22 protein-coding genes and 1 riboswitch are annotated in these 24353 nt (G+C 45.8%); of the genes, 8 read left to right on the top strand and 14 right to left on the bottom strand.

All coding sequences use genetic code 11. The features are described from left to right. Positions 1 to 50 precede the first annotated feature (50 nt). On the top strand, positions 51 to 1265 hold the full coding sequence (locus FEM33_RS09610) for an ATP-grasp domain-containing protein (RefSeq protein WP_139011851.1): 1215 nt from the start codon (positions 51 to 53) through the stop codon (positions 1263 to 1265). A 131-nt stretch (positions 1266 to 1396) separates the two neighbouring features. Here the strand turns inward: FEM33_RS09610 and FEM33_RS09615 are convergent, their stop codons facing one another. Together FEM33_RS09615 and FEM33_RS09620 are read right to left on the bottom strand one after the other, a co-directional pair. Beyond that, positions 1397 to 2446, bottom strand: a complete 1050-nt coding sequence (locus FEM33_RS09615; protein WP_161597090.1) for an alkaline phosphatase family protein — start codon at positions 2444 to 2446, stop codon at positions 1397 to 1399. A 29-nt stretch (positions 2447 to 2475) separates the two neighbouring features. After that, positions 2476 to 2913 carry a nuclear transport factor 2 family protein gene (locus FEM33_RS09620; protein WP_310588819.1) on the bottom strand — a complete coding sequence of 146 codons (438 nt, stop codon included), beginning with the start codon at positions 2911 to 2913 and terminating at the stop codon, positions 2476 to 2478. Between the two features lie 131 nt (positions 2914 to 3044). On the opposite strand from FEM33_RS09620, the gene FEM33_RS09625 reads away from it, so the two are divergent. Further along, the gene (locus FEM33_RS09625; RefSeq protein WP_229214172.1) at positions 3045 to 3587 is read left to right on the top strand and encodes an NUDIX hydrolase; all 543 of its coding nucleotides are present in this window, start codon (positions 3045 to 3047) and stop codon (positions 3585 to 3587) included. 18 nt (positions 3588 to 3605) lie between these two features. On the opposite strand, the gene FEM33_RS09630 is transcribed toward FEM33_RS09625, so the two are convergent. Continuing rightward, entirely contained in the window at positions 3606 to 3815 is a 210-nt protein-coding gene (locus tag FEM33_RS09630) for a hypothetical protein (RefSeq protein ID WP_139011853.1), read from the bottom strand. Positions 3816 to 4015: 200 nt separating this feature from the next. Between FEM33_RS09630 and FEM33_RS09635 the strand changes: the two genes are divergently transcribed. Beyond that, entirely contained in the window at positions 4016 to 5179 is a 1164-nt protein-coding gene (locus FEM33_RS09635) for a methionine aminotransferase (RefSeq protein WP_139011854.1), read from the top strand. A gap of 76 nt (positions 5180 to 5255) precedes the next feature. Here FEM33_RS09635 and FEM33_RS09640 read toward each other — a convergent pair whose 3' ends face one another. Next, the gene (locus FEM33_RS09640; RefSeq protein ID WP_139011855.1) at positions 5256 to 6491 is read right to left on the bottom strand and encodes an ABC transporter permease; all 1236 of its coding nucleotides are present in this window, start codon (positions 6489 to 6491) and stop codon (positions 5256 to 5258) included. Positions 6492 to 6627: 136 nt separating this feature from the next. Here FEM33_RS09640 and nadE point away from each other — a divergent pair, with 136 nt between their 5' ends. Continuing rightward, entirely contained in the window at positions 6628 to 8688 is a 2061-nt protein-coding gene (gene nadE, locus FEM33_RS09645; RefSeq protein WP_139011856.1) for an NAD(+) synthase, read from the top strand. A gap of 56 nt (positions 8689 to 8744) precedes the next feature. On the opposite strand, the gene FEM33_RS09650 is transcribed toward nadE, so the two are convergent. The 10 genes from FEM33_RS09650 to fumC form a co-directional block, all read right to left on the bottom strand. Beyond that, a complete protein-coding gene (locus FEM33_RS09650; protein ID WP_139011857.1) occupies positions 8745 to 9452 on the bottom strand; it encodes a M15 family metallopeptidase in 708 nt (235 codons plus the stop codon). Positions 9453 to 9535: 83 nt separating this feature from the next. Beyond that, the gene (locus tag FEM33_RS09655; protein WP_139011858.1) at positions 9536 to 10579 is read right to left on the bottom strand and encodes a toast rack family protein; all 1044 of its coding nucleotides are present in this window, start codon (positions 10577 to 10579) and stop codon (positions 9536 to 9538) included. 4 nt (positions 10580 to 10583) lie between these two features. Continuing rightward, positions 10584 to 10769, bottom strand: coding sequence for a LiaI-LiaF-like domain-containing protein (locus tag FEM33_RS09660; protein ID WP_139011859.1), 186 nt, complete (start codon positions 10767 to 10769; stop codon positions 10584 to 10586). Between the two features lie 59 nt (positions 10770 to 10828). Beyond that, the gene (locus tag FEM33_RS09665; RefSeq protein ID WP_139011860.1) at positions 10829 to 11452 is read right to left on the bottom strand and encodes a PspC domain-containing protein; all 624 of its coding nucleotides are present in this window, start codon (positions 11450 to 11452) and stop codon (positions 10829 to 10831) included. 200 nt (positions 11453 to 11652) lie between these two features. Further along, entirely contained in the window at positions 11653 to 12276 is a 624-nt protein-coding gene (locus FEM33_RS09670; RefSeq protein WP_139011861.1) for a beta/alpha barrel domain-containing protein, read from the bottom strand. Between the two features lie 208 nt (positions 12277 to 12484). After that, a complete protein-coding gene (locus FEM33_RS09675) occupies positions 12485 to 13624 on the bottom strand; it encodes an aldose epimerase family protein (protein WP_139011862.1) in 1140 nt (379 codons plus the stop codon). Positions 13625 to 13656: 32 nt separating this feature from the next. Then, entirely contained in the window at positions 13657 to 14841 is a 1185-nt protein-coding gene (locus FEM33_RS09680) for a galactokinase (RefSeq protein ID WP_139011863.1), read from the bottom strand. A gap of 16 nt (positions 14842 to 14857) precedes the next feature. Then, positions 14858 to 15799 (bottom strand): D-2-hydroxyacid dehydrogenase, encoded by a 942-nt coding sequence (locus FEM33_RS09685; RefSeq protein WP_139011864.1) that lies wholly within the window; start codon positions 15797 to 15799, stop codon positions 14858 to 14860. A 91-nt stretch (positions 15800 to 15890) separates the two neighbouring features. After that, positions 15891 to 16409 carry a HEAT-like fold family protein gene (locus FEM33_RS09690; protein WP_139011865.1) on the bottom strand — a complete coding sequence of 173 codons (519 nt, stop codon included), beginning with the start codon at positions 16407 to 16409 and terminating at the stop codon, positions 15891 to 15893. Between the two features lie 114 nt (positions 16410 to 16523). Beyond that, on the bottom strand, positions 16524 to 17924 hold the full coding sequence (gene fumC, locus FEM33_RS09695; RefSeq protein WP_139011866.1) for a class II fumarate hydratase: 1401 nt from the start codon (positions 17922 to 17924) through the stop codon (positions 16524 to 16526). Positions 17925 to 18080: 156 nt separating this feature from the next. Here fumC and FEM33_RS09700 point away from each other — a divergent pair, with 156 nt between their 5' ends. From FEM33_RS09700 to FEM33_RS09715, 4 genes are all read left to right on the top strand, one after another. Beyond that, positions 18081 to 18830, top strand: a complete 750-nt coding sequence (locus tag FEM33_RS09700) for a glucosamine-6-phosphate deaminase (RefSeq protein WP_139011867.1) — start codon at positions 18081 to 18083, stop codon at positions 18828 to 18830. Positions 18831 to 19031: 201 nt separating this feature from the next. Next, a riboswitch (cobalamin riboswitch) is annotated at positions 19032 to 19271 on the top strand. A 228-nt stretch (positions 19272 to 19499) separates the two neighbouring features. Continuing rightward, the gene (gene metE / locus FEM33_RS09705) at positions 19500 to 21821 is read left to right on the top strand and encodes a 5-methyltetrahydropteroyltriglutamate--homocysteine S-methyltransferase (RefSeq protein ID WP_139011868.1); all 2322 of its coding nucleotides are present in this window, start codon (positions 19500 to 19502) and stop codon (positions 21819 to 21821) included. A gap of 135 nt (positions 21822 to 21956) precedes the next feature. Further along, positions 21957 to 22346 carry an acyl-CoA thioesterase gene (locus FEM33_RS09710; protein ID WP_139011869.1) on the top strand — a complete coding sequence of 130 codons (390 nt, stop codon included), beginning with the start codon at positions 21957 to 21959 and terminating at the stop codon, positions 22344 to 22346. Between the two features lie 381 nt (positions 22347 to 22727). After that, entirely contained in the window at positions 22728 to 24341 is a 1614-nt protein-coding gene (locus FEM33_RS09715; protein WP_139011870.1) for a hypothetical protein, read from the top strand. Positions 24342 to 24353 lie beyond the last annotated feature (12 nt).

Genomic DNA, 24353 nt, shown 5'->3' on the forward strand with positions numbered 1-24353 from the left:
GTGATCCTTTCCGGATTGCTCATTACGATTATTCACCAAAGCACCTTTTTATGACCCGGACCTTAACTTTTCTTTGTATATCAACATTCTTCAAGGGAAATGATTTTATGAAAGCCTGTAAAGAAGCCGGTAATAAAGTCTATTTGCTGACGGCAAAAAAGCTGGAAAACAAACCGTGGGCCAGAGAAGCCGTTGATGAATTCTTTTATGTAGAAGAAAGTGAAAACGGGACTTATAACATGAACGACATCATCAATGGTCTGGCTTATGTCATGCGCACCCGGCCCATTGACCGTGTAGTGGCGCTGGACGATTTTGATGTGGAAAAAGCAGCACATATCCGCGAATATTTCCGCATTCCGGGCATGGGACAAACGACGGGAAGATACTTTCGGGACAAACTGGCCATGCGTACCAAAGCGGCGGAATCCGGCATTCTGGTCCCGGGATTTTCTGCTTTGTTCAATGACGACGATATCAACCGGTTTATAGAAAAATATCCGGGCCCGTGGATGATCAAGCCCCGGTCGGAAGCTTCCGCAACGGGTATAAAAAAAATGCACAGCGCGGAGGAATTATGGCAGACCATCCACGACCTCGGCGACAAAAGACATGCTTATCTGGTGGAACAGTACAAGCCGGGCGATGTTTATCATGTGGATTCCATTTCCTATAACGGAATTGTGATTTTTTCATGGAACAGCAAATACCTCGCGCCGCCTTTTGATGTGGCGCACGGCGGCGGAATTTTCAGATCGGTTACCGTTCCGTTCGATTCGGCGGAAGACCATGCGCTGGAAACACTTGCCGTAGATCTGCTGAAAGCTTTTGGCCTGAAACACAGCGCATCGCATACCGAAGTAATCCGCTGTTACGACGACGGAAAATATTATTTTCTGGAAACTTCTTCACGCGTCGGAGGTGCCAATTTATCCGAAATGGTGGAAGCTTCTTCGGGAATAAACCTCTGGAAAGAATGGGCAAGAATGGAAACGGCAGAGGCAAAAGGCGAAAGCTACAAACTGCCGCCGGTCAGAAAGGATTACGCGGGAATTATCATTTCCCTTACCCGCCAGGAATGGCCTGATGTTTCCGTTTTCAACGATCCTGAAATTGTCTGGCGCATGAACGAACCGCATCATGTCGGTTTGGTTGTCCGTTCCAAATCACGGGAAAAGGTCATCGAATTAATGGACCGTTATGCCGAGATCATTCAGAAAGATTATCACGCATCGGCTCCGGTTCCGGTAAGGCCAACGAATTAGGGCTGTTAATCTTAATAAATCAATTGTTACAAACCGGTTAAGGTTTTAACAATTGCCATTTGCTTATGATTAAATATTCATCTTTTTAAAAGCCAAAAGCCAAAAGCCAATAGCTAACAGCCAATAGCCACCTACTTTAAAATCAAGGAACGGATCGGTTCCATGGCCTTGTGCGTTTCCGGCTGGAAATCAAAACCCAGTATGGCGGCCATGGTGGCTGCAAGCTGAGCCTGATACAATTGGCCCTTGTTTTTTGCTTCACCGGATGCTTTGATGTCCGGGCCCATTGCCGCAATCCAGATCTCTCCGGAGTCTTTGATCTGTGCGCCGTGCCCGATCCATTGTTCTTTGATCTGGTTGCCGCGTCCGTGATCACAGGTGACAATCAGCGTCGTTTTGTCCTTGTACTGCGGCATGGACTGCATCAATGTCCACAGCTCCGAAATCATCTGATCTTCCGCCTTTGCCGTTTCCAGATACTGATCATAATTGCCCTGATGCGCAAATGCATCCGTTTCGCCCAATGCGAGATACAATACCTTGGGCTTGTACGCCTTTACGTATTCTCTGGCTGCAAAGTAAGTAAGCAAGTCGGGGCGTTCGGTTGTAGGCTTGTTGCTCAGGCGCTGCATTTCATTGAGAAGCTGAAATTCCTTGGATAAAAATGCAAGCGAATCGCTGTCTGCATTGATATACAATTTGCTGTTTGCGCGGTCGAGCAGAAAAGGAAAAAGGTCTGAAGTGGCAAAGACGGCCACTTTTCCTTGATATGCATTTTGCCTGTTAATGAATTCCAGCACATTCTGCGACTTGCTTGTAACCAGCCGGTTGGAACTTATCGCAGGATCGGCGAAACCGGTTAGCATTTCACTGAAACCGGGATAAGTAAGCCGGAAAGGATTGGTAACATCCGCTGTGTTTCCGAAATTCCTGTTGCCGTAAACTACGCCTTGGGCAGCAACCGTATTCCAGAAAAACGGCATCAGTTTTTCCCGGCGCTTTTTGGCGTCATCATTCCAGTACCGGCTTTTTATCCGGTCTTTGTTCCTTGTAAACTGCGGTTTGTTGATCAGTGCGGAATCTGCGCCTTCGAAAACTTCCTGCCAGCGCATGCCGTCCAGGACAATAACAACCAGATTTTCAGTTTTCCGGGATTGGGCAAAAGCATGTGAAAAAGACAATAAAGCAAAGGTTACAGCAAGGCATGCTTTCATAGCTTGAAAGCCTGACGTGCCAGCAGCAGCCATTCGCCTTTTGTTTTTTGCATAACCATTAAAATACCCAGTTTGACCGAAGCCGGATCTTTGCCTTTGTTATGCGTTTCGCCCGCCAGCTTGTGACGCACAAGCGCAACATCGCCTGAGATGGATATAGTTTGGTCGGTAAGCTCGATTTTAGTAAAGTTGGATTCTTCACTCGTCAGGGCACGGATGAACTCTTTTTTATCTTCCAGAAGCCCGTTGGAGTGGCCGTATGAAAGCATGGGCGAAGTAAGTTTGTTCAGTGCTTCTTCATTGGCATCGACAATGGCAACCCGCAGTTTTTCCACGGCATCTGCAACCGCTTTTTCATCTTTGCCTTGTGCAAATGCAATCATATTTCCAAGTAGCAGGAAAACAGCGAGTAACAACGTTTTTCTAATTTTCATTTTTATCATAATTATGGAATTGGGACAGAATACAAGTTAAGTAATGGTTACAAATATAAAATCTTCAATGTATTTGCTGTTAAAAGCCGGCTCCGGATTTCTCCTACTGATCGGAATGCAAAGCGGGTATTTTGCATTTCCTTTCTAAATTCGCAGCTTCGCTGAATAATTTGTTTCCAAAGGTAATTTCTGTTGAAATGATCAGTCTTCCGGTTCAGGATTCTCTTTTCAATTACCGCGTGGCAGGCGTTGCCATTCTGAACGGAAAAGTGCTTATGCATAAAACGCCGTCGGACCATTTCTGGAGCCTGCCGGGCGGCCGTGCGGAACTGTTCGAGTTTTCAAAAGATACACTGCTGAGGGAAATGCAGGAGGAAACGGGAATGCAGGTGCAAGTCGGCAAAATGCTCTGGATTTCGGAAAATTTCTTTCGCTATAACGGCATCAGACATCATGAAATCGGCTTTTATTTTGAAATGGAAATTCCCGGTTTAAAGGACCAGACGGATTTTTCAGGAAGCGAGGGCCAGGAAGAACTGCTTTTCAGTTGGATTGATGTCCGAAGTCTGGATTCGGTTCCGATTTACCCGCATTTCCTTGCTGCCGAACTGGCGCGGAACCCGCTTGAAACCGGCCATTTTACAATGGATTTTACCAATCTGGACGGCCTGTGATTAGCTGGTTATGTAACGTTACGTTACTGTTCCGGCTGAATTCGGCTTGCCGGTTTCTGCCCTGGATGTATTTATAGCACCGGCTTTCAGAGGATCGCAGGAGCCTGCTTTTCCGGCTGTGCCTTTCCGGTTTCCGGCATGTATTTCCTGCCATTGCATACATTGTGCAAAGAAGAACGGAGGAATGCGGAGTAAAAGACAAAAGAGGCTGCTTGGAAAGTTGCTCATTGAAAAAGCGAAATAAGAGATCAAAGAATAGAAGTCTTTATCGGTATTTTATACTATTCGTCAGCATGATCCGACCGTAAGAAAAGGAATCATGTTGTTTACAGACCGGCAGCGGTATCAAATTGGTTGCAACTGTTATATTTGGCTTTGCTGCGTTATGCAGGTTTTGAATATCATGCTGAAGAAATCATTTTTAACCTATGTCTGCTGAGAAACGAAGCGATTCCAAGCTTCCCAATGTAGGAACGACCATTTTTACAAGAATGTCCAGACTGGCCGAAGAGTATCAGGCCATTAATCTTGCACAAGGCTTTCCGGAATTTGACTGTACGCCGGAACTGAAACGTATGGTGGAAAAATCCATGAATTCGGGTAGAAACCAGTATGCACCGATGGCCGGCATCATGCCGCTGCGGGAAGCGATTTCAGAAAAGGTATTGAAAAGTTATTACAGGCAATATCATCCGGAAACCGAAATAACCATTACGAGCGGTGCAACAGAAGCACTTTACACGGCCATAACGGCTGCGGTGCGGCCGGGCGATGAGGTAATTGTATTTGAGCCGGCTTACGACAGTTATGTTCCCGCTATCGAGCTGAATGGCGGAATCCCGGTTTTTATCACACTTGATCCGCAGTATCAATCCATTGACTGGAATGAAGTCGGATCAAAAGTCACTTCCAGGACAAAAGCAGTGATCATCAATACGCCACATAACCCTACGGGAAACGTATGGATGCAGGCGGATATGCAGCAACTGGCGCTGCTTGCGGAAAAACACGATCTGACCGTTATCAGCGACGAAGTTTATGAACATATCATTTTTGACGGGCGTATTCATATTTCTGCCGCTTCCGTTCCTGCGCTTGCAGAACGCACTTTTCTCTGCGGTTCATTTGGTAAAACTTTTCACATTACCGGCTGGAAAATCGGTTACTGTATGGCACCGGCAGCAATGACCGCCGAGTTCCGGAAAATACATCAATACCTTGTTTTCAGCGTGGCAACGCCATTTCAATACGCCATTGCCGAGTATCTGCAGAATGCGGAGCATTATACCGCTTTGGCCGCATTTTACCAGAACAAGCGGGACCTTTTCAATGAGGCCATCGCGGGTACCGGATTTGTTTTCAGGCCTTCGCAGGGAAGTTTTTTTCAGAATGTATCGTATCAGAATCTGTCTGAGGATAAAGATATTGCCGTGGCCGAAAGGCTGACGGCAGAAGCCGGCGTGGCTTCCATTCCGGTTTCTTCTTTTTACTCCAAAGAGGTGGATTACAAGGTACTCCGGTTTTGTTTTGCAAAAAATGACGATACGTTGCTCCGTGCCGCCGAGCAGCTTTACCGGTTTGTCTGGAACTGATTTCTCTGAAAAGCCTGTCCGTTTTCAGCTTACAATGTTGCTTGTTCCGGAATAAAGTCGAAAAGATCAGCTGCCGTTATTTCTTGAAAAGCAAAGCTCTTATTGGCTGGATTTTGGTAATGATCAGCGTAGGAATCAGCAGGATAAGTCCCGAAATGACAATGGTAATGACATTCACCATCAGAAATATCGGCCAGTCAAACACGATGGGAACCGTGTCCATGTAATAATTGACGGGATCGAGGGAAATGAGTTTGAAATGATACTGAATCCAGCAGAAAAGCAGGCCGACAGCATTGCCGATGATCAGTCCGCGCCGGACCATATAAAGCCCGACTCTCAGAAAAACCCGTCTGATCTGTTTGTTCGGGCTTCCGAGCGTTTTCAGTAACCCGATCAGAGGCGTGCGTTCCATGATCATGACCAGCAGAATGGAGATCATGTTGAAACAGGCAACAAAAAGGATGAGTGTGAGGAAAACAGCCGTATTGCGGTCCAGCAAAATAAGCCAGTCAAAAATCTGTGGAAAGCTGCTGGTTACTTTCTGCAGATAAACCGCTGGCGGAAGGATCATTTTCAAACGGTCGGAAACTTCATCGAGTTTTTCAAAATCCTTTAAATAAACTTCGTAAGTCCCAATGGAATCCGGCCCCCAGCCATTCAGCCGCTGAACAAGCGCGAGGTCGCCGATGACGAGATTATTGTCAAATTCCTCCATTTGCGTATCGTAAATGCCCGAGATCGTCAGTTTTCTGGGACGCGGCGGATTCTGCAGGGTATAAAGGATTACATCGTCGCCCGTTTTCAGCCGGAGCTGCGCGGCAACTTTCCTGCTGATCAGGATTTCTGAGGAATAGCCGTATTTGATGGACGAAGAGTCTTTTCTGCTGATCAGGTTTCCTTCCTTAAGGCTGCTTTTGAAAGCGTCCCAGTCATAATCCTTGCCGACGCCTTTCAGGATAATCCCTTTTATTTCCTCCGGTGTTTTCAGGATTCCCGATTTATGGGCGACGGTTTGCCAGCGTTTTATTTCAGGGATTTTGGGCAATGCATCCGAAACCGGGTTTTTGAGCGGGATCGGGCCTTCTTCATACGTATTGCCGATTGAAAAGGAACTGATGTTGATATGTGCCCCGAAAAGGAATATTTTTTGCTGGATCGTTTGCTTGAAGCCGAGCAGGACGGCAAATGCAATGATCCCGACGGCAACTCCAACAGCAATGCTGGCAACGCCTATTTTTGAAACTGTGGCCGAGAATGAGCCTGCTTCGTTATGACGAATGCGTTTGGCAATGAAAGAGGGAAATTGCAAGAGGAATCAGTTAATTTTATGTTCAGCAAAAATAGGGAAAAAGTTTGCCCGTATGAAAAAGCAAATTTTATTAAGTTGCCGGCATACAGTTTTTATGCATAACAGAATCTTTATTCATTAATCAGATAACAGTTCTATGCCTTTGATCAAAGCGGCTTCCGGAGTAGTCAATCAAACGCCGATGGCGTGGGAATCCAATACAAGGAATATTATAAATGCCATAGAAGAAGCCCGAAAGCAGCAGGTGACTTTGTTGTGCCTGCCGGAATTATGTATTTCGGGATATGGTTGCGACGATTACTTTTTTGCTCCCGATCTTGTTGAACAGGCACAGCGCTGCCTGCTTGAAATCGTGCAGGAAACGGTCGGCATGGTGGTGGCAGTCGGATTGCCGGTAAGGCATAATACGAGCATTTACAATGCTGCCTGCCTGATTTCCAACAAACAGATCGTGGGATTTTACTGTAAACAGTTTCTGGCCAATAACGGCATTCATTATGAAGCGCGCTGGTTCCGTCCGTGGCAGCCGGGGATTGTGGAAAGCATTGAAATAAACCAGATGCTGTACCCGATCGGCGACGTCGTGTTTGATATCGTTAACGGACCCATTCAGGGCGGATCAAACGGTGTGAAAATCGCTTTTGAAATCTGTGAAGACGGCTGGGTTGCCAATCGCCCGGCCAGGCGCCATTACGAGCGCGGCGTGGATATTATCCTGAATCCGAGCGCAAGCCATTTTGCCTTCAACAAGTTCATAACGCGTGAAAAGCTGGTTGTGGATGCTTCCAGAGCATTTTCATGCAGTTATATTTATACCAATTTACTGGGTAATGAAGCCGGCCGCGCGGTTTATGACGGCGATTCCATGATCGCGTCCAACGGCGATCTGCTGGCTTCAAGCCCGCGTTTCAGTTACGAGGATTATCTGATTACGACAGCGGTTATCGATACGGAAATTACCAGATTAAGCCAGGTTCAGAGCAAAATCACCGTTCCGGCAAAAGATCGTACATGGCGTGTTCAGGGCCGGTTTGATTTTCCGGTGATTGATCCGGTTCCGCAGCAGGTTCCGGATATCGAGCCGTTTGAAAAAGGCGGTGCGCTGAAAGAAGAGGAATTTGCCCGCGCAGTTTGTCTGGCTTTATTTGATTACCTAAGAAAAAGCAAGTCCAGAGGTTTTACCATTTCACTATCCGGCGGAGCAGATTCCTGCGCATGTACAGCCTTGTGCGGACTGATGATCCGGCTTGCCGATGAAAGCATCGGAATGGAAAGATTCAAACAGAAGCTTTCCTACATACAGGAAATTCAGAATGCGGAAACAGAAGAAGACCTTGCACTGGCATTGATCCACAATATTTATCAGGGAACAGAAAACAGCTCCACGGATACGCTGGAATCCGCGCAGTCACTGGCGGAATCCATCGGTTCCACGTTTTACAATGTTAATATCAACGGACTTGTTGAGACGTACAAAGGCCTGATCGAAGAACAGATCGGCCGGAAACTGACATGGGAACAGGACGATATCGCACTGCAGAATATTCAGGCACGGGTTCGTGCCCCGGGCGTATGGCTGCTGACGAACTTGTCCAATCATTTGCTGCTTTCTACTTCCAACCGCTCGGAAGTAGCTGTCGGCTATGCCACGATGGACGGCGATACGGCGGGAAGCATCAGTCCGTTGGCCGGGATTGACAAACATTATCTGCGGCAATGGCTCCGCTGGCTGGAAACAGCCGGATGCGAGGTAAAAGGCAAACACATTAAAATTGAAGGTCTGAAAAAAGTGAACAGTCTGCAGCCGACTGCGGAACTGCGCCCGCTTGCCAATACGCAAACGGACGAAGCGGATCTGATGCCGTACGAATTCCTGAACGTACTGGAAAGACATGCGATCCGTGATAAAAAATCGCCGCTGGAATGTTACCGCAATCTGCAGGTCGGTTATAAAGGAATTTATACCAACGAACAGATTCTTGCCTGGACGGAACGTTTCTTCAAGCTATGGAGCCGGAATCAATGGAAAAGAGAACGTTATGCGCCGTCTTTCCATTTGGACGACCTGAACCTTGATCCGAGAACGTGGTGCCGTTTCCCGATTCTTTCAGGAGGATTTGAAACCGAACTGGCAGAATTGCGCGCCTATGCAGAAGGCAGTTCCATGCAGAACGGAAGAAAAAGGATTGGATTTTGATAGATAAACAAACTTCTTAATGGCCGGTATTTTCACGAATGCCGGCCATTATTTCATCACTTGATCATTCCGTACTTTGCGCGGGCAGCACTTTTGGACATGCCGTCGAAATGCCACCATTCGGTTGGGTTGGTTTTGAAGCCGGCTTGTGTCATCACAAGTCGCAGGATTTTCCGGTTATCAATTTGCTTTTGGGACAACTTGCCTTTTTTCAGCATTTCCTGCTCGGAACGCGGATAAGCAAGCGGACCAAAAAAATCGAATTTTGTGCCCATATCAAGCGGAATACCTTTTTCATCAGCAACCGTTAGATCCACTGCACAGCCAAAATTGTGATTCGAGCCGATTTTCGGATCAGCTACATACTGCGTTTTGCTTTTTGCAGGAATTTTCAGATTGTCCAGCGCATTCCAGAGATCATATTGTACCGAATTAGGCCGCGCCGCATCGTACACAAGCAGTTTGTAGCCGGGGTGCGATTGTTTCAGAAGTGTGTTTGCCTTTTTTAATCTTTGAGCCATTTCGGGCTGTAAGTAAGCATTTTCAAGATTGCCGTAAACGTCCTTTCCAATAAAATTATCCGTCGTGGAATATTTCAGTTCAACCTTGATGTCCGGGTCAATGACCTGAATATTAACCAAACCCTGTTCTATCATTTTTTGCTCGATGGCCGGAATTGCACGCTTGTTTACATCTTTCTGACTGTAACTGCTGAAATAAAAAAGGCAATGAATCAAGCTGAAAAAGAAAACTTTCTGAGGCATAAAAAAAATGAATATCCGTTGCAAACTGCTGCAAAGATATTCATTTCCCGATGGTATACTTTTCCGGTTCAGAACTGCCGGAATCAGTATCTTTTTATATTAATGCTCGTAAGCCCGCCTTCGAAGTGAACAATGATTTTATTTGCAGACTGTTCAAAATCCGGTGAACGGTAAAGTCCGTTGCTTACTTTGTCCATATCGTCCATGTTTTTTGCATTCAGTGCGCCGTCCATATGCATTTCGCAGCCGACCGTTTTCGGTATTTCAAGTGTAACGGATGCAACGCCGGCTTCGATTTCAACGTTGGATTCTGCAAGTTTGCTACCCATACGGATTTTCATGTCCGCAACGCCGGTACTTACTTTCAGCTTTTCCACTTTGTAATTACTGAAATCAAAATTGCCGTTCCCGGCCCCGATGCCAAGGTCAATGTTCCAGACGGGCCTTTCATTAAGCTGGATTTTGGCCTGATTGGAAATCTCGCCTTTTTTTATCCTGATGTTTCCGTCCTCCATTTTCAGGTTTACAGTAGCCGACTTGTCCAGTTTATTGATGGAAGTATTAGCCAGGAATTTTACCATGGAGCTTTTTGTATTGGCTTCAAAAAGCTTTGCCGTATTTCCGTCCATTGAAAAGGAACCTGCGCCGCCTTCAAGGTGAAAATTGGCTTTTTGTATAAAATCTTCCATTTCATACTTGTAAAAACCATTCACCGGACGGCTATCATTTTTTCTGCGGCGATCATTCTCATAGTCTCTGTCCTTGTCTTCGTCGTCGTCACGGTCTTCGTGATAACTGTTCTCTTCATCAGGGTTGTCATCGTCGTCGTCATTCCAGTTGAAGTGCCAGTTATCCTTATGGCGGTCAAAAGCCCTGTCTGTCCGGTTGATGATCCCTCCGAAAACAGCAAGTGTGACCAGCAACCCGACCAATCCGCCCGATGCCCCGGAAGTGTTATGTTCCCGCCCCGTCGCCAGCAGGACGGCTCCGGCAATAATGAGTAAAACCGGCCAGTAAGGAAGGATTTCATCCCAATGGATATCCAGCAGGTTCAGATTTCGTAGCAACCAGAGCATTCCAAAAATGATCAGCAGTCCGCCCCAGACCAGTCCGCGCGAGTTTTTCATGATTTTATATGTTTGATCTGTTGGAAAGATCAGAATTCAGGAAGTTGCGTAAAAGCAGCAGCCCGCCCGTTGTGATCATGATAATCGGCCAGAAAAAACGGCCGAAATCAAATGATGTAAGTTCTTCTATCAGAAAAAGGGAACCTGTAATGATCAGGATTACGCCCCAGAAAATGTTTCTAAAGTTCATGACTAAAAAAAGTTAAATGTAAGATTGGGAATGTTACTGTAACCGGAAATGCTTTTTCCTCAGTTGACTTTAATAATCTGATCGTCGTCTTCGTCGTCCCGCTTTTTATTTTGCGGATCTTCCGGAAAGTGCGAAGCAGAAGTAGTGGAAGCCGGTGAAAACGGCGTATAGGGCTGTGGATCAGGATCGGGCTTTACAGGATCAACCGGAGGAGGTGTCGTAGGATAAACGGTCGTATTGCTCTCCTGATCTTTGTCCCGCTGGCGAAGGATCAGGAATGCACCAATGGCAATCAGAATAAGGGGCCAGAAATACTGCTTGAACTGGTACCATATCGGAAAATCATCGACAAGCATCACAGCGCCGAAAAATATCAGCACGCCGCCCAGTATCATCACCGTCTGATCCGACCGTTTTTTGTCCCAGACGGGATCAGGAGTTCTGGAAGCATTGCTGTCAAAACTGGTCGTGTAAACATCTGCCGCCGGGCCGGTCGGCAGCACTGCCCAGAGGATGATGTACAAAATGCCGGTCCAGCCGAAGCTCGGCGGAATAGGCAGAAGCAACATAACGACAAAAAGTATCCGGACAATAACAACATCTATTTGCAAATATTGGGCAATTCCGGATGCAACTCCTCCAAAAACAGCCTGATCGGGTATGCGGTGCAATTTCTTTTCCATGATTAGCTTGGTGTTTATTTGTAATCAAAGGTAGTAGGTAATGCAAGATACTGTAAACCTAATCATTATTATCGGCTGAAAGCCGTGTTAAGCGGATTTATTTGAGGAGAGCCAATTTTGCAAAACCGTCAGGAGCTGCAAAGCGTACTGTTTCTGTTGTTTAAAAGTGATTTTATTTAAATATAACCCATTAAAAAGCATTACTGTTCTTCCAACGCTTCCAGGATATCCATCATGCTGCCGAAATCCTTGTAACCCGGGCGAATTTCTTCGCTGCCGCGCAATGCAATCCCGACATTCGGAAAGCGTCCGGTCAGTTCGCTCACCCTATTTTCGTTGTCCAGTCCGAAGCCGACCAGAACGGGATATTCCGCCGTTAGGTTTTCCAGCACATGCATCCATGCTTCGGTAAGGCTTGTTTCATTATCGCTTTCCAGCAAAAAGTAGGAAACTTCTCCATCGTAACGGCTGCATATGGAGCTGATTTCATCGGCACCGTACAAATCGGCACTGATCCGTAAAATCAGCGGCAGGTTCAGTTCGCTGCGTAAATAGTGGAGCATTCCCGGCGTTTCCACCTGAACCGAATGCACCGGATAATTGCTTAATGCATTCAGGATTGCCTGCGGGTCGGTCTGTGCGGTTTCTGCCACCAGATTTACGCCGGCCAGCCATGAACATATGTCTTCAAATTTCTTTGGGGAAATGTAATTGGGAGAATCTTCGTCTATTGAAAAACCAAGCATTTCTACGCCCATCCCTGCGCAATAACGGGCATCGGACAAGTTGGTGACGTTGCTTACTTTTACTGTTCTGCTTAACATACGCGATTATTGATTGTTCAATAAAGGTAATTGTTTCCGGTTTTATTTCCGGTTTATATGCCGGAAAAAGCGAACCGTACCAAGGTTGCAGGCTGTTTGCAAAATCATTGTTTCAATAACGCCTGATCTGAAAAGCTTGTATGATGCTAACGCAAAAAAGGCAGGAACCGTTAAGTCCTGCCTTTTGGATACAAGGATTTTAAAAGAATCAATTTGCTGAAAACCTGTATTTTGTGGTTGTATTATAAGTGTCTCCGGGATTCAGCACCGTTGACGGGAACTGCGGCTGGTTCGGGGAATCGGGATAATGTTCTGTTTCCAGGCAAAAACCGAAACGTTTTACGTAAGTAGCATTTTTTCCTTTCAGGCTTCCGTCCAGAAAGTTTCCTGTGTAAAACTGAACGGCGGGTTCCGTTGTGAACACTTCCATTTTCCTTCCGCTTTCCGGTTCTTTCACCGTCGCAAACAGCATCAGACCGGGTTCTGTTCTTTTAATAACCCAGCAATGGTCAAATCCGCCTGCATTTGTAAGTTGTTCATCCGTTTTGCTGATGCCATCGTTTATTTTGACCGATTTTCTGAAATCAAACGGCGTTCCTTCCACCGCACGCAGCTTTCCGGTCGGGATCAGGTTTTTGTCAACAGGAACAATGCTGTCCGAAACAAGCGTAACCTCATGGTTCAGAATGTCGCGCTTTAAACCCGTAAGATTGAAATAGGAATGGTTTGTCAGGTTGATAACCGTTGGCTTATCCGTTGTAGCCGTGTAGTTTATTGACAATGCATTGTCATTGTCGAGCGTGTAAGTAACTTTCACGGTCAGGTTTCCCGGATAGCCTTCTTCCATATCCTTGCTCAGGTATTCGAGCTGAAGACCCACAACGGAATCCTTTTTGATCTCTGTTGCCTTCCACAAAACTTTGTCAAAGCCTTTCAAGCCGCCGTGCAATGAATTTGGGCCGTTATTGACAGGAAGCGAATACTCTTTTCCATTAAGTGTGAACTTGCCTTTGGCAATCCGGTTCCCGTAACGTCCTATCAAAGCGCCGAAATAGGGGCTGTCCTTCAGATACGGAGCAAGTGAATCAAATCCGAGCACAACGTCCGTCCATGCTCCGCTTTTATCCGGCGCTGTCAGTTTGGTAATTATCCCGCCGTAATTGGTAATGTTGACGGTCATGCCATTGCCGTTCGTAAGCGTATAAAGTTCCGCTTTCTGGCCATCGGGAAGTTCGCCGAATGTTTCTTTGGAAATGGTACTGATCATTTTTTCTTCTTGGTTGGTTTTGGAGCAGCTGAACATACAAATGCTAATCAGCGCAGTGAGTAAAAAAGGGATCTTTTTCATGTACGGTTTGTTGTTGGTCGTTCGGGTATTTATTACAACTGGGTTACTTCGTCCGTTCCGGCTGTAATTTTTACTTTATAACAAGGAAGGTCTATTTCATACTTTTCTTTATAGGATTCCTTCATTTTATTTTCAAATTCGGAAACAGCCTCTTTTTGTACAAGATTGATCGTGCAGCCGCCAAAGCCTCCGCCCATCATCCGGGCGCCGAGTACCGCAGGATTGTTAACCGTCTGTTCCACCAGAAAATCCAGTTCCGGACAGCTTACTTCGTATTCATGCTGCAGGCCGTAATGCGTTTCATACATTTTCTTTCCAAACTCTTCCAGATTTTTCTGTACCAGAAAATCACATGCATCCTGCACGCGCTGGATTTCTTCCGTAATGTATTTGCAGCGGCGGTAAACGACGTCGCCCAACTCATCCTTGTGTTTTTGCACCATTTCAGGCGTTGCGTCACGCAGGCTTTCTACTTCGGGATAATGCTGTTTCAGGATTGAAATGCCTTTTTCACATTCCAGCCTGCGGGTATTGTATTCCGAGCTGGCCAGTGAATGCTTGACGTTTGTATCGCAAAGCACAATCAGATAATCGTGCATCGGGAACGGGAAATACTCGTATTCCAGTGAACGGCAGTCCAGCCGGATGACAGATTCTTCTTTCCCGAAAGCAGAAGCAAACTGATCCATAATGCCGCATTGCACGCCGACGTACTCGTTCTCTGCCTTCTGCGACATTTTTACAATCGTGAATCGGTCAAGCCCAAGCTGAAAAATCTCGTTCAGTCCAAAAAGCAGACAGCATTCCAGCGCAGCCGAAGACGACAAGCCGGCCCCGACCGGAACATTCCCGCCGAACACCGCCTGAAAACCTCCGATTTTCAAACCTTTTTTATAAATCTGCTCCACAATGCCCAATTGATAATGCGGCCACGACTGTTCCGGTTTGGAAAGATCGTTCAGTGCAAACGAGTACGATTCATCCAGATCGGCCGCAATCAGCAGAACATGATCGTCAGTTCTTGGCTCAATAACAAAATACACCGCTTTATCCACGCTTGCTGGCAGTACAAAGCCATTGTTGTAATCGGTATGCTCACCGATCAGGTTGATCCTGCCCGGCGAACGGAATACCCGGGCATTGTCCGTACTGCCGAATTCAAGGATGTATCTTTCCTTTATTCTGTCTAGAATTTCTGTTTCTTCTGCAAATAACATACGCTGAAAAATTTACTTAATATCCTTTTACAAGGCTTACTTCATTCACAATATTGCTGCCGTTTTCAAGCGCGAAAATGTTGTTCAGAAACAAATCCACTTTCCCCATGTGTTCATTTCGGTGGCCGCCTCCGGTATGCTGCGTAAGGATTACATTGTCCATTTTCCAGAGCGGACTTTCCTGCGGCAAAGGTTCCGTTTCAGTAACATCGAGCACGGCGCCTTCCAGCTTGCCGGAATTCAGTGCTTCGATCAATGCATGCTCGTCCGTCGTACTTCCTCTTCCCACGCTTGCATACACGCTTTGATCTTTCATGGCTGCAAAAAAATCCGCATCAGCAAAATGCGTTGCTGTTCCCGGCAATGTATTGATAACCAGATCCGCATAAGGAAGTTCATTAAACAGGTCCTCACGGCTGTGAAGGTCCGCTTCGGGCGAAGTTCTGGCCATCAGATGCGTGAAGCAGCCAAAACCTTTGAGGATGGTGTTCACTGCCATGCCGATTGTACCAGCCCCCAGAATAATTACATTCTGCTGATGAAGGATTTTCAGTTCCGAGCGCAGCTTTGACCCAATCCATTCCGATTTCTGTTTCAGAAGCGTCAGTTTGTCGAGGCCGCGGTAAAGTGCCAGTACGCCGCCTACAATGGATTCGGCGCAGGGATGTGCAAACCAGTCGCCCATATTGGCCACTTTTACTTCACTGCGTATCGGAATAGAAGCATACTGATCAAATCCTGCCGAGTCCAGCTGCCAGAATTTAAGACTTTCCGGACAAGCATCAAACCAGTCTACGGGCGGATTGCCGAGGATGTATTCAGCATGCTGAAATTCAGATTTCGCTTCTTCGTCAGTAGTTGACTCTGTACGGAAATGAATGGTATGCTGCGGAGACAAGGCTTCGCCGAGTTTGTTCCTCAGCGATTCATCAAGCATGGAATGACAGTAAATAACCATTTAATAGTTTAGTTTAAAAGAAGCAAATTAAAACCTTTTACCTGTTTTTACACGGTCTTGTATTTTTATAGCTGATTAATGTATACTTCATTCATTTTATCAGCGCCAGTATTTTCTTTCCTCTCGACCGGAATGCAGCTTTTTCAAATTCCATGCCTTCCTCAATAATAATCCGCAATTCTTTTTTAATCTCCGGATAAATCAATGACAGTCTGTACAGAACGGTAAGGGAAAGAGCGCGTATGGCAACCGGAACCATTCGGTCGGCAGCCAGTTCAAAGCATTTGTTCATGACTTCGGCGTGAAATGCTTCGGGAATGGCAACATCTTCCAGAATCCTTACACTGTTTCGGATTACAGCATCGTGAACGTCTTTTCGCGTCAGGCACGCAGCAAGTTTGCCAATGTACGGCTGAATGAGTTCAGGTTTTTTCTGCGCGGCAATGCCTGCGCTGTAAGCTGCCCGCTGCGCCAGCCGGTAATGTTCGCTGAAAAAGCAGTTCATCAGTTCACTGAAAATTTCTTCATCCGTGCACGCATAATCCGCAACGCGGACAGCCAGTTGCCGGGATTGCACCGGATCTGCCAGAAGTGTTTTTTCAATGTTCATAAATACAAGGCACCTGATTTTTTTTTGCCAAATGTAAATTGCTTTTCAAAACAAAAACAAGTGCTCCGCCGGTAAGGCGGAGCACTAAAAATCAGGTTCAGGGACAATCTTGATTTACTGGATTTTTCCGACCATATCTTCCGGTTTTACCCAGGCGTCAAATTCATCGGGCGTTACATATCCAAGCGCAACAGCCGTTTCTTTCAGCGTTGAGCCGTTTTTATGCGCTGTCTGCGCGATTTCTGCCGCTTTGTAATAACCGATTTTGGTATTGAGTGCCGTTACAAGCATCAGTGAATTATTCACATGTTTTTTGATATTCTCATGCAAAGGCTCAATGCCGATTGCGCAGTTGTCATTGAACGAAACGCAGGCATCGCCGATCAGTCTTGCGGAATGCAGGAAATTGTACGCCATCAAAGGTTTGAAGACATTCAGCTCGAAATGCCCGTTTGATCCGCCGATACCGATCGCAACGTCATTGCCCATCACCTGTGCTGCCACCATGGTTATGGCTTCACATTGCGTCGGGTTCACTTTTCCGGGCATAATGGAACTTCCGGGTTCGTTGTCCGGAATATGGATTTCGCCGATGCCGGAGCGCGGGCCGGAAGAAAGCATGCGGATGTCATTTCCGATTTTCATCAGACTTACTGCAGTTGTTTTCAGTGCGCCGTGCGCTTCCACAATGGCGTCGTGTGCGGCCAGTGCTTCAAACTTGTTTTCGGCGGTAATGAAAGGAAGTCCGGTAAGTTCTGCAATATGTCTGGCGACATTTTCGGAGTAGCCTTCCGGCGTATTGATCCCGGTTCCCACCGCAGTTCCGCCCAGTGCAAGTTCCGAAAGATGCGCCAGCGTGTTGGAAATAGCGCGCAGAGCATGATCCAGCTGCGATGCATAGCCCGAAAATTCCTGCCCGAGCGTAAGCGGCGTGGCATCCATAAAGTGCGTACGTCCGATTTTCACCACATTCTTGAAAGCTTCGGCTTTTGCTTTCAGCGTATCGCGGAGTTTTGTAATGCCCGGAATCGTGACGTCCACAAGAATTTTGTAAGCGGCAATGTGCATGGCCGTCGGATACGTATCGTTGGAGGACTGCGACTTGTTTACGTCATCGTTCGGATGCAGGAATTTGGTTTTATCGGCCAGGTCCCCGCCTTGCAGAACATGCCCGCGGTAAGCGATGACTTCATTGCAGTTCATGTTGGACTGCGTTCCGGAACCGGTTTGCCATACAACAAGCGGAAACTGGTCGTCCAGTTTTTCGGCCAGAATTTCGTCGCAGACCGTACCGATCAGATCGCTTTTTTCTTTTGGAAGAACACCGGCTTCAAAATTGGTAATGGCAGCCGCTTTTTTCAGATATGCAAAGGCTTTAATAATTTCCTTCGGCATTTTATTGATGTCCTGGGCAATCGGGAAATTCTGGATGGAACGTTGTGTCTGAGCGCCCCAGTATACATGGGCAGGCACCTGAACTTCGCCCATGGTATCTTTTTCTATGCGGTATTCCATTTTATATGTAGTATGAATATTGAAAATGAATAATGCGGATAACGGGGTAAAGTTAGGATTGAGCTTGCAGTTTTTGGTGTTTTTTACAGATAAATGTTTAGCGGCTAAAAAAGAATGTTTAGATTGTCCGGTATAATTTATGATTTCTGTAAAAGTATGATTCCGAAAATCAGCATTTATCCTGATTATGAAGCAATGAGCCTTGCAGCTGCCGACCGTGTAAGTGCATTGTTGAACCATAAGCCGGATTCTGTCATTTGTCTGCCTTCAGGCAGTACGCCGGTCGGTATGTTCCGGGCCCTTGTTTCCGCCAGTCAGAAAGGAAATGTGGACTTTTCACGCTGCATTTTTGTAGGGCTGGATGAATGGGTCGGGCTGGGCGGTGAAGACGAAGGAAGCGGCCGTTATATGATCAACAGGGACTTTCTGAAGCCTGTCGGCCTGAAAGACAATCAGGTTATTTTCTTTGACGGAAAAGCAAGGGATCCGTTTGCAGAATGTGAAAGGATCAATAAAATCGTTTCTGAACTTGGCGGTCTGGACCTAATCGTGCTTGGCGTCGGGCTAAACGGCCATCTTGCCCTGAACGAACCCGGAACTGCGTGGGATACGTATGCGCATGTAGTGGAGCTGGATGAAGTGACAAAAGTTTCAGGGCAGAAATATTTCAGTAAAACGGCTGTTCTTGAAAAAGGCATTACAATGGGAATCAGGCATATACTGGAAGCAAAAACGGCCATTCTGCTTGCTAACGGAAGTTCCAAGGCACAGGTTATACAGCGCGCGCTGTCATTTCCCGTTACGCCGGCTTTCCCGGCAACCGTATTGCAGAATCACCTGAACGCGGAATTTTTACTGGACAGGGAAGCCGGAAGTCTGATTGACTGGACTTCTGAAAATATCTGATTGAAGCTTTGAACAAAGCATTTTACATGTCCATACTTGCAGGAAGCACAAACAGATTTCACTTTTCGGACTATTTGTTTTTTTGAAAAAAAGATAATTTATCGCGTTCGGTTCAGAAATTCCGGGGCTGTTCACTTAATATAAGGACCTGTTTTTGAGCGGCCGGATTTCAGCATAAATTTGCCCTGTTCTTTGTGAACGCCCGTCAATCGGGGTAGTGGTTTTCGCTTCCGGAACCCTCATCCGGAAAAGCAGAAATTAAAAAGGAACCGTGTGCAATTCACGGGCAGTCGTGCTACTGTAAGTATTCGTTCTGTAAAGTGCAGAACAGTTTTTTACCCGTGCATTCCATTGTTGTTGAAGGTTTTTGCAACCCGTAACAGCGAGAAGGATGGTGAAAATAATACAAGCCAGGAGACTTGCCGCTACGCTCAATAGCTGTTTTCTCACGAAAAGAAGACAGTTAAGCATTGATTTTACAGTTACAAATTCAGGATTTCGGTTTTCAGCAGGATTGATTCTTACGGAAGCAGATATTTTATGTTTAGCCGTATAAAACCGGATTCCTGCCTTGTAACACGTACAGATCATCACGGAATAAATGCAATCCGACGGATCGGGACGGGGGTGTTTTCAAAGGGTTTTTATTAACTCTTTAAAAGCAGTTTTATGTTATCACACAATCTCGGTTACCCGCGCGTAGGAAGTCAGCGGGAACTCAAAAAGGCCAACGAACAATTCTGGGCAGGAAAAATCGACAGGGATGCATTGCTCAAGGCAGCGCGTCAGGTTCGTCATCAGAACTGGGAAACGCAGCAGAATGCCGGCATTGACCTCATTCCTTCCAATGATTTTTCCCTTTATGACCAGGTTCTGGATACGACTTTAATGGTCGGCGCCATTCCGGAACGTTATCATCAGCTGATCGACGGGAAATCCAATCGTGAGCTGGATCTGTATTTTGCCATGGCAAGAGGCGTTCAGCGCGAGGGAATGGATATAAAAGCCATGGAAATGACCAAATGGTTTGATACAAACTATCATTTTCTGGTTCCCGAATTTATTAAAAATCAGGAATTCAGCCGCTATTCCGACAAGGTAATCATCGAGTTTGAAGACGCACGTCAAAAAGGCATACTTACAAAACCGGTATTGGTCGGGCCGGTTACTTATCTTCTTTTAGGCAAGGAAAAAGAAAAGGGTTTTTACAGAATTGATCTGCTGGAAAACCTGCTGCCCGTTTATACCTCCATACTGAAAGAACTTTCCGCACGCGGTGCCGCATGGGTACAACTTGACGAGCCCGGACTTGTTCTGGATCTGAGTGAAAAAGAAAAGCAGGCATTTCAGTATGCATATACCGAGATCAGAAAAGCAGTTCCTGAACTGAAAATCCTGGTTGCCACTTATTTCGGCGCACTGGAAGATAATTTGCCGGTTGCTGCTGCATTGCCGGCGGATGCACTGCATTTGGATGTAACGCGCGGATCGGAAAGCCTGTCCGCGATTCTGGAAAACGAGGACTTTGTAAATTCTTCCAAAATGCTTTCGCTTGGCGTTGTGGACGGGCGCAATATCTGGAAAAATGATTACAGCAAATCGCTTGCATACATCAATGTAGCAAAAGAAGTACTGGGTGAAAACCGGCTGATGATCGCGCCATCTTCCTCGCTGCTGCACAGCCCGTATGATCTGGACCTCGAAAAAAATGAGGAAATCCTGACCCCGGAAATCAAGGACTGGATGGCGTTTGCCAGACAAAAGCTGCATGAAGTTGCGACATTAGCACGTTTGTCCGGCTCAGATTTTCAGAATGATGAAGATTTTAAAACAAATCAGGCATCCGTTGAAAACAGGAAAAATTCAGCATTGATCCATAAACCGGAAGTCAAAAGCCGGGTAAGAAACGTAACAGTTGGTGATTTTGAACGGCAAAGCCCGTTTCTGATCCGTCAGTCGGTACAGCAGGAGAAACTGAAACTGCCTCTTTTCCCTTCCACTACAATCGGTTCTTTTCCGCAGACGGATGAAGTGCGGCAATTAAGAGCCAATCTGAAAAAAGGCATTCTGACTACTCAGGAATATGAAAACCGGATCAAAGAGGAAATCGTAAGCTCGCTGCGCTGGCAGGAAGAACTGGGCATTGATGTGCTTGTACACGGAGAATTCGAGCGGAACGATATGGTCGAATATTTCGGTGAAAACCTGTCCGGATTCGCATTTACACAAAATGGCTGGGTGCAGAGTTACGGCAGCCGGTGCGTGAAGCCGCCCGTCATTTACGGCGATGTTGCAAGGCCCGAAGCCATGACGGTAAAATGGTCTTCCTTTGCGCAGGCCAATTCCGCCAAGCTTGTAAAAGGAATGCTGACCGGACCCGTAACGATCCTGCAGTGGTCTTTTGTACGGGACGATCAGCCGAGAAAAGAAACCGCTTTCCAGATCGCGCTGGCCATTCGAGATGAAGTTTCCGATCTAGAAAAAGCAGGAATCAAAGTCATACAAATCGACGAACCGGCTATTCGCGAAGGCTTGCCGCTGCGGAACAAGGACTGGAACAATTATCTGCAATGGGCCGTAGATGCATTCAGGCTGAGTGCCGCGGCAGTCGCCGATCAGACGCAGATCCATACGCATATGTGCTATTCCGAATTCAACGACATTATTGCGTCCATTGCTGCTTTGGATGCGGATGTAATCACGATTGAAACTTCCCGTTCGCAGATGGAGCTGCTGGATGTATTTGCAGAATTCGAGTATCCGAACGAAATCGGCCCCGGCGTTTACGACATCCATTCCCCGCGCGTGCCGACGGTTGAAGAAATGGTGCAGCTGATGGAAAAAGCATTGAAAGTCATTCCGGCAAGGAACCTGTGGGTAAATCCCGACTGCGGATTGAAAACCAGAAAATGGCCGGAAACAGAAGCTGCATTGCGAAACATGATTGCAGCGGCAAATCTGCTGCGGGAATCCGTTGCGGCTGCGTATTGATTAATAGTACTAAATTTGTCAGGAATTGAGGCATATAAATCGTTTATACGCTTCGATTCCTGACATTTGTTTGATGCTTAGGCTACGGCAAAGCTGCTATTGATAAATATGTTTTTACTATAAAGGTCCAACGTTTTGACACTCGAAGAAAAAATACTTGCCTCGGAAACACGCGTTTTCAAAACCGTTTTTCCTAATAATACCAATCATTACGATACGCTGTTTGGCGGAACGGCATTGTCCATGATGGATGAAGTTGCCTTTATTGCAGCCACACGTTTTTCCCGCCTTCGCTGCGTAACGGTATCATCCGACCGTATCGATTTTACACACCCGATCCCGGCCGGAACCATTATAGAACTTGTCGGTCGGGTTGAAACGGTCGGAAATACAAGTATGAAAGTCCGGGTGGATATTTTTGTGGAGAAAATGTATGAAGAAGGCCGGGAAAAAGCCGTTACCGGAATCTTTACCTTTGTAGCCCTGGACGAGGATCACAAGCCGGTAAGGATCGTGTCGCAATAGCCTGACTTTCTTGAAGCAAAGCAGATGCGCTTTCCTGATCACACTTGATTATCAGGAAAGCGCATTCTGGCATAAGGACAAAAAGTTGAACCGCGAATTGCGCTGCCGAACTTCAAAATGCAGGTTGTTTAGACTATCCTTTTAAATCTGTAATCGACCGTTAGTTAAAAATTCTGTATTTAGTCCTCTGAACTTAACCGCAGGGTAACTTCAAAATTTTCTTTTCTGTGAATGAAATAGATTTGGCGAGATATTAATTTTTCCAGATCCATGTTGAATAAGAATTGGCTTCATTACCGGCAAAACAAAGTTTTCTACCAAGCTTTTTACCTGTTGTGTATCCTTTTTCCTGTTCTATTTTTTTTCACAGTCTGGTTTCAGATGTCTGTTAATGTCCCTTATCAGGATGACGTTGATGCAATACTGGGCCCGGTTGGACAATGGGCAACAGGAGTGAAAGGCCCTGTGCAGTTATGGGAGATTCTAACTACACAGGATGATGAACGCCGCATTATCATGGTAAGATTAATGGCGATCATTTCATACAGTATTCTGGGCTTTCTTGATTTTCGCATTGTCGCATTTTTCGGGATTGCAACATACCTTGTCTTTTTGTTACTTATTTTCAAGTGGTTCAAAGAAGAAAATAAGGTGCCTTTTTATCTTTTTCTGCCAGTTCCTTTTATCATTTTCACGCAAGTTAACTTTGGTGCATTATATCAGTCCATGGTTCCATTGCAGCACATTGCTGTTTACGTTTGGGCTTTCGCTTCGATATGGTGCCTAAGCAGACGCACTGCTTTTTATTTTTCCTTAGGAATATTCTTTGGATTGCTATCTATCTTTTCGGATGTAACTGGAGTACTTATACTGGTTGTCGGCGCATTAACTTTGGCTGTACAGCGTGAAAAGCTCAAATTCCTGATCTGGGTTAGTTTGATTGCACCTCCGGTAATCCTTTATTTTCATAACTTGGTCGTTCCAGATTTCAGGCCATCGATGTCTGATAATCTGTTACATTGGGATATCATGATTGCGATCGTTATTGCAATGCCTGGCATGATAGCAGATGTATTTCCAAGACTTCCTGATGATAAACGTATATGGATTGCGTTAGTGTCAGGACTGATTATTCTGGGTTTTGTCTCATACGAGTTTATTTATTTAATAAAGAAGGTTTTGTATGGGAAATCTGACGTTTCATTAAATGAAATCTGGATCTGGGGCTGCATTATTTTTCTTCTGCTCACATTTACCGCTTTTGCTTTTGGACGTGCTGCTGAGGGAACAAAATCTATTTTGTTGAATCGCTACAAGCATATGTTTTTGTTCTGGGGAGTTCTGACTTATTTATTATTTCTTAAAACTTCCTGGATCAAGGGCAGCTACAAAAAAGCGGGCTTTATATGCCTTGGCTTATCCATTCTGTATTTTGTGAACGGTTATTTTCAGGTATGGGGTGAACTGGACTTTTTTCGCAAAATCATATTAGCGGATGCCTACGGATGGTCTAAAAACCGTGTGGTTCCCTCTGCTCCAATATACTTGTCGGTAAAATCAGTTGTAGATCCGATGTATGAAAACTGTTTGAATCATGGAACGTACAGATTTCCGGACTTGCCGTTTACAGACCTGACTAAAATACCAGTCAGAGGGTATACTCATGTTGAAGTAAACAGCGGACAATTTATTTCTGTACTAGTTCCTGAATTCAAAAGAAAATCCGGCTTTGATGATGGTGCGTATGTCATTCTTAAATCAAGAAAGAATATGCATGTCCTTCCAGCCCAAAACCCGCAAAGTTCATTATTCGGATTACTTACAACTGGTCAGTTTTATCAGGGTTATGCCTCTTCTTATCCGTTATTGAATCAGTACCTTACTGCGAATGAAGAATATGAAGTAATTCTTGGTGTCATTGATGGAGGCAATAAATATTTGTTAACCACGGGAAAAAGGATTAATACAGATCCAGTTCGCTATGCATCCTATTGAAGTCAGGATTTA

The organism is Dyadobacter flavalbus (assembly GCF_006149045.1).
GTDB classification, from domain to species: domain Bacteria; phylum Bacteroidota; class Bacteroidia; order Cytophagales; family Spirosomataceae; genus Dyadobacter; species Dyadobacter flavalbus.

Bases quoted from the DNA above. Each gene is read 5' to 3' on its own strand.
- FEM33_RS09610 (WP_139011851.1), top strand. From the start codon at position 51: ATGACCCGGACCTTAACTTTTCTTTGTATATCAACATTCTTCAAGGGA.
- FEM33_RS09620 (WP_310588819.1), bottom strand. From the start codon at position 2,913: ATGAAAATTAGAAAAACGTTGTTACTCGCTGTTTTCCTGCTACTTGGA.
- FEM33_RS09630 (WP_139011853.1), bottom strand. From the start codon at position 3,815: ATGAGCAACTTTCCAAGCAGCCTCTTTTGTCTTTTACTCCGCATTCCT.
- FEM33_RS09635 (WP_139011854.1), top strand. From the start codon at position 4,016: ATGTCTGCTGAGAAACGAAGCGATTCCAAGCTTCCCAATGTAGGAACG.
- nadE (WP_139011856.1), top strand. From the start codon at position 6,628: ATGCCTTTGATCAAAGCGGCTTCCGGAGTAGTCAATCAAACGCCGATG.
- FEM33_RS09650 (WP_139011857.1), bottom strand. From the start codon at position 9,452: ATGCCTCAGAAAGTTTTCTTTTTCAGCTTGATTCATTGCCTTTTTTAT.
- FEM33_RS09655 (WP_139011858.1), bottom strand. From the start codon at position 10,579: ATGAAAAACTCGCGCGGACTGGTCTGGGGCGGACTGCTGATCATTTTT.
- FEM33_RS09660 (WP_139011859.1), bottom strand. From the start codon at position 10,769: ATGAACTTTAGAAACATTTTCTGGGGCGTAATCCTGATCATTACAGGT.
- FEM33_RS09665 (WP_139011860.1), bottom strand. From the start codon at position 11,452: ATGGAAAAGAAATTGCACCGCATACCCGATCAGGCTGTTTTTGGAGGA.
- FEM33_RS09670 (WP_139011861.1), bottom strand. From the start codon at position 12,276: ATGTTAAGCAGAACAGTAAAAGTAAGCAACGTCACCAACTTGTCCGAT.
- FEM33_RS09675 (WP_139011862.1), bottom strand. From the start codon at position 13,624: ATGAAAAAGATCCCTTTTTTACTCACTGCGCTGATTAGCATTTGTATG.
- FEM33_RS09680 (WP_139011863.1), bottom strand. From the start codon at position 14,841: ATGTTATTTGCAGAAGAAACAGAAATTCTAGACAGAATAAAGGAAAGA.
- FEM33_RS09685 (WP_139011864.1), bottom strand. From the start codon at position 15,799: ATGGTTATTTACTGTCATTCCATGCTTGATGAATCGCTGAGGAACAAA.
- FEM33_RS09690 (WP_139011865.1), bottom strand. From the start codon at position 16,409: ATGAACATTGAAAAAACACTTCTGGCAGATCCGGTGCAATCCCGGCAA.
- fumC (WP_139011866.1), bottom strand. From the start codon at position 17,924: ATGGAATACCGCATAGAAAAAGATACCATGGGCGAAGTTCAGGTGCCT.
- FEM33_RS09700 (WP_139011867.1), top strand. From the start codon at position 18,081: ATGATTCCGAAAATCAGCATTTATCCTGATTATGAAGCAATGAGCCTT.
- metE (WP_139011868.1), top strand. From the start codon at position 19,500: ATGTTATCACACAATCTCGGTTACCCGCGCGTAGGAAGTCAGCGGGAA.
- FEM33_RS09715 (WP_139011870.1), top strand. From the start codon at position 22,728: ATGTCTGTTAATGTCCCTTATCAGGATGACGTTGATGCAATACTGGGC.